Source organism: Conyzicola sp., assembly GCF_057073975.1.
On sequence record NZ_JBXMIS010000084.1, the window covers coordinates 1 to 4,651 of the forward strand.

The following is a 4,651-nucleotide window of genomic DNA, read 5'->3' on the forward strand; positions in this document are numbered from 1 at the left end:
CCCCCCCCCCCCCCCCCCCCCCCGGTGAACTGCGCGGCGGGCAGGCTGCACACCAGCGGCACGTCCTTCGACCGCTCCTGCAGCTCCGCCTTGCTGACCCACGCGCGGCGAACGGCAGCCGCCGGCCACGAGGCGACGGCCTGCGGGGGCAGCTCGTCGCCCTCGGCGACGGGCAGGCCACGGGCCTTCCACTCCGCAAGGCCACCGTCGAGCACGCGAACGTCGACGCCGATCCACCGCAGCACATACCAGAGGCGCGCAGCGAACATCATCCCCGTGGTGTCGTAGACGACCACGGGGCGGCCCTTCTCGATGCCGATGCGCGCGAGCTCGTCGGCGATGGCCTGCGGCTCCGGGTGGGCGTAGTGCAGGTGGGAGGAGTTGTCGCTGAACTGCGACGGCACGTCGACGTGCTGCGAGCCGGGGATGTGCCCGGCCGACCACCGCTGGCGACCGCTCGTCACCCGGTAGTCGCCATCGAACTCCGCGGTGTGCAGCTCTAGGCTCGCGTCGAGCACGGCCGGGGGGTTCTGCCCCTCGAGCAGCTCGGCCAGCTCGGAGACGGAGACGAATGGGGAAGTCATTCCCCCACTCTCGCAGGGTCGAGGATGCGACGCCAACGATCGACGGCGACCGTCACGTCGCTGCCGTCAACCTCGGCATCCGCTCGCTCGCGCGGACGCTCCCGCTCGATGAACTCCCGCTCCTGCGCTGCCCATGCGGCCCAGTGCGGCGCGAAGGCCGGCTCGCGGGCGAGCGCGCGGCGCCGGCGGTCGGCCGCTGGATGCTCGACCCAGATCCCGAAGTCGGCGAGCGAGCGGTTGACCAGCGAAAGCGCCCCACACCCCTCCACCACGAGGGGGCGGTCGTCGAGCTCGTGCCACTCCGCGTACTGCTGCGCCGCCCAGTCCCAGCGGCGATAGCGACGCTCGCGAATGATGGAGGCAACGAGTGCGCTGCCGGCTGCGAGTCCATCCCAACCGGGGTAGACGTCGTCGAGGCGCACGATCTGAGCCGTGTCGGCGAGGGCAGAGGCGAGCTCCGACTTGCCGGACCCGGAGCGCCCGTCGATCAGCAGGATCACGCGGGGCCACCGAGGAAGCGTGCGACGCGGTCGCTGACGGGGCGCTCGCGGAGCTGCGCCGGGGTGCCGAGCTGCAGCATCCTTCCGGCATCCATGACGCCGATGCGGTCGGCGATGACGGCAGCCTCAGCCTGGTCGTGGGTCACCATGATGGCCGGGGTGCCGGTGGCGAGCAGGATCTCGCGCAGGTCGACGGCGAGGCGCACTCGCAGCTCGCGGTCGAGCGAGCTCAACGGCTCGTCGAGCAGCAGCAGCCGTGGCTCTGCTGCCATGGCGCGCGCGAGGGCCACCCGCTGCTGCTCACCGCCCGACAGCTCGGTGACGCGGCGCCTCTCGAACCCGGGCAGTCCGACGAGCTCGAGCAGCTCCGCGATGCGCGCGGCGGCACGGGGCCGAGAACCACGCAGCGCGTAGCCGACGTTGCCCGCGACGTCGCGGTGCGGGAAGAGCTGGCCGTCCTGGAACATCAGTGCGAAGCCCCGCTCGTGAACCGGCACACGGGCGAGGTCGTCGCCAGACCACAGGATGCGCCCGGAGACGAGCGGTTCGAGCCCGGCGATTGCGCGCAGCAGCGTCGACTTGCCGCTGCCGCTCGGGCCGAGCACCGCGAGGATCTCGCCGTCCTGCACCTCGAACGACACGCTCTCGATGGCCACGCTCTGCTCGAACCTGACGGTGACTGCGTCCACCTGGAGCGCCATCAGAAACCTCCGACCGTAGAGACGCGGGTGCGCTCGACGAGCGCGACAACGGCGACCGTGACGGCGGCGAGTACGACGGACGCGGCGACGGCCATTCCGAAATTGTCTCCCCCTGGCAGCCCGATCAGCCGGTAGATGACGACGGGGAGTGTCGGCCGATCCGCTCGGGAGAGGAAGGTGGTGGCCCCGAACTCGCCGAGGGCGACGGCGAATGCGAGCCCGGCCGCGGCCAGGATCGGGCGGGCGGCGATGCCGAGGTCGACCGTGGCGAGCACCCGCCACGGCGGCGCGCCGAGCACGGCGGCCGACTCGCGCATGCGCGGGTCGATGCTGCGCAGCACGGGCAGCAGGGTGCGGATCACGAGCGGCACCGCCACGAGTGCCTGCGCGATCGGCACGAGCACCGGCGAGGTGCGCAGGTCGAGCGGGGGCGTGTTGAGGGCGATGAGAAAGCCGAACCCGACCGTCACCGCGCTCACGCCGAGGGGAAGCATGAGTGCCACGTCGAAGACCTCGATCGCGCGGGGAAGGTGGAGGCTGCGCGGGGCTCGCGACAGCACGAGGCTCGCACTGAGCCCGACAACGAGGGCGATGGCGGTCGCCGCGGCAGCGAGCACCAGCGAGTTGCCGAGCGCCTGCCACGCCGTCACGACGAGGGCATTGCGGGAGCCCGTGGTCGCGAGGGCGAGGTAGTTGCCGACGCCGAGTCCATCGCGGGTCTCGAAGCTGCGCGCGACGAGGGCGCCGATGGGTAGCGCCAGCAGCGCGGTGGTGACGAGGGTGATGGCGATGGCTGCGGCATCCTGTCGGCCGACGCGGCGCGGCCGGATGGCGCGCCTCTGCGGGTTCGACCGGCCGCGGGCGCGCGCCGCGATGGCCAGCAGCGCGACAACGACGACGAGCTGGGCGATGCCGAGCACACTCGCGGCACGCAGGTCGAGGAACTGGGTGGTGAGCAGCCAGATCTCTGTCTCGATCGTGCCGAAGCGCGAGCCGCCGAGCACGAGAACGACGCCGAAGGCCGTGGCGCAGAACAGGAAGACGATGGATGCCGCCGACACGATGCTCGGAGCCAGCCGCGGCAGCGTGATGGTAACCAGAACCCGCAGCGGTGACGCGCCGAGCACGCTCGCCGCCTCCTCCTGCCGAGAATCCAGCCCCTCCCAGCTCGCCCCGACCGTGCGCACCACCACGGCGATATTGAAGAAGACAAGGGCGAGCAGGATTGCCGCGAACGAGCCGTCGAGTGGGGTGTCGCGCAGCAGCGTGCGAAAGGCGATGCCCACGACGACCGTCGGCATCACGAACGGCACGATCACCAGCGCGCGAAGCAGGCCCTGACCGCGAAAGCGCAGGCGGTAGAGCACGTGGGCGATGGGAAGCCCGAGCCCGGTGCTGATGAGTGCGGCGAGCGCCGCCTGGCCGATGGTGAGCCAGATGATGCGCACGGTTCTCGGTCGATTGAAAACCTCGACGAAGGCGCTCGGGTCGAGCCCGAGCCCGATCATGCGGGCAACGGGGTAGGCGAAGAAGACGCCGACGAACAGGGCGGGGATCGCGACAGCGACCACCGCCCCGACGACTACGGCTGGGTGACGTTCTGCCACTCGGTGAGCCATCTCTCTCTGTTGGCGTCGATCTCGGCCGGATCGACCACGAACGGCGCCACGACGCGGTACTGCTCCCAGCCCTCCGGCAGGGTCGCCGCTGCGTTCACCGGGAACACATACATGTTCTCTGGGATGTCGTTCTGCACCGTCGTCGAGAACAGGAAGTCGACGAGCTGCTTCGCCTCGTCCTCGTGCTTCGTGCCGGCAAGAACGCCCGCGTACTCCGTCTGGCGGAAGCAGGTCTCGGCGAGGGCTCCCGTCGCACCAGCCGGCTCGAAGGGCGGGGAGGACGCGTAGCTCACGACGAGCGGGCGATCCCCCTCGCTCGACGGTCCGGAGAAGTCGACGTAGTAGGCGTCACTCCAGCTCGCGCTGATCTTGGCCCCGTTGGCGAGGAGCTCGCTCCAGTACTGCTGCCAGCCGTCCTCGCCCTTCGCGTCGATCGTGGCGAGCAGGAAGGCGAGCCCGGGCGAGCTCGAGTTGGCTGCCTCGACCACGAGGAGGTCTTTGTACTCGGGCTTAGTGAGGTCGTCGAGCGTTGCCGGCTCCTCGAGCCCTGCCTCGGCGAACCACTCGTGGTCGACATTGACGCACACGTCGCCGGAGTCGATCGGGGTGAGGCTGTCGCCGCCGGAACCTGCTGGCAGCAGGAATGGCGCCTCGGCATCCGTCAGATCCTTCGAGGTGTACTCGACGAGCACCCCGTTGCTGGCCGCACGGCTCGCGAAGGTGTTGTCGATGCCGAAGACGACATCGCCGAGGGGCGAGTCCTTTGTGAGGACGAGCTTGTTGACCAGCTCGCCCGCGTCACCGCCGGCCTGCACCTCGACCTCGATGCCGGTCTGCACCGTGAACTCCTCGAGGGTTCCCTCGCTGAGCGAGAAGGAGTCGTGCGTGACGAGAACGAGCTTCGTCGCGCCGGCGGTGCTGCCCTCGCCCTGCGTGGAGCAGCCGGCAAGCGCGACTATCGCGATGGCTGCGAGTGGAATGAGTTTCTTCATATACGTGCTCTCTCTTGTGAGGGGGCACGGGATTGTCAGAGCTGCCTCCCTGCGCTGGCATGATCCAGATCAGGTTCGACGGTCGAAGCTTCGATCAGCTTCCTCTCAGCCCGGCTTCACCGGACTCCCGTGTTCGGGGATGAGCTTACCCGGTCGCCTTCGGGGCGCGTCGCTGTGCATCTAATCGACTTGTGCCAAATCCTCCCTCCGCCAGCGCGGGAAGGAGGATTTGGCACAATTGGGGACGCGCAGACG

Annotated in this window: 5 protein-coding genes and 1 riboswitch; all 5 genes read right to left on the minus strand. The window is 69.8% G+C overall.

The features are described from left to right. A partial coding sequence (locus AC14A7_RS07415; RefSeq protein WP_484007729.1) for a sulfurtransferase occupies positions 1-584 on the minus strand: 584 nt, incomplete at its 3' end. Next, the gene (locus AC14A7_RS07420) at positions 581-1,084 is read right to left on the minus strand and encodes a nucleoside/nucleotide kinase family protein (RefSeq protein ID WP_484007731.1); all 504 of its coding nucleotides are present in this window, start codon (positions 1,082-1,084) and stop codon (positions 581-583) included. The genes AC14A7_RS07415 and AC14A7_RS07420, both read right to left, overlap by 4 nt. Next, positions 1,081-1,785: an ABC transporter ATP-binding protein gene (locus tag AC14A7_RS07425; RefSeq protein WP_484007733.1), complete on the minus strand. Its 705-nt coding sequence runs from the start codon at positions 1,783-1,785 to the stop codon at positions 1,081-1,083. Before AC14A7_RS07425 ends, AC14A7_RS07420 begins: the two co-directional genes overlap by 4 nt. Beyond that, complete coding sequence (locus tag AC14A7_RS07430; protein ID WP_484007734.1) at positions 1,785-3,392, minus strand: ABC transporter permease; 1,608 nt, start codon at positions 3,390-3,392, stop codon at positions 1,785-1,787. Before AC14A7_RS07430 ends, AC14A7_RS07425 begins: the two co-directional genes overlap by 1 nt. After that, complete coding sequence (locus AC14A7_RS07435) at positions 3,368-4,396, minus strand: thiamine ABC transporter substrate-binding protein (RefSeq protein WP_484007736.1); 1,029 nt, start codon at positions 4,394-4,396, stop codon at positions 3,368-3,370. The genes AC14A7_RS07430 and AC14A7_RS07435 overlap by 25 nt, the downstream gene beginning before the upstream one ends. A gap of 29 nt (positions 4,397-4,425) precedes the next feature. Then, positions 4,426-4,537: riboswitch (TPP riboswitch) on the minus strand. Between the last annotated feature and the right edge of the window lie 114 nt (positions 4,538-4,651).

What these genes read in the sequence shown, in the direction of transcription:
- AC14A7_RS07425 (WP_484007733.1), bottom strand. Translation starts at nt 1,785, where the DNA reads ATGGCGCTCCAGGTGGACGCAGTCACCGTCAGGTTCGAGCAGAGCGTG.
- AC14A7_RS07435 (WP_484007736.1), bottom strand. Translation starts at nt 4,396, where the DNA reads ATGAAGAAACTCATTCCACTCGCAGCCATCGCGATAGTCGCGCTTGCC.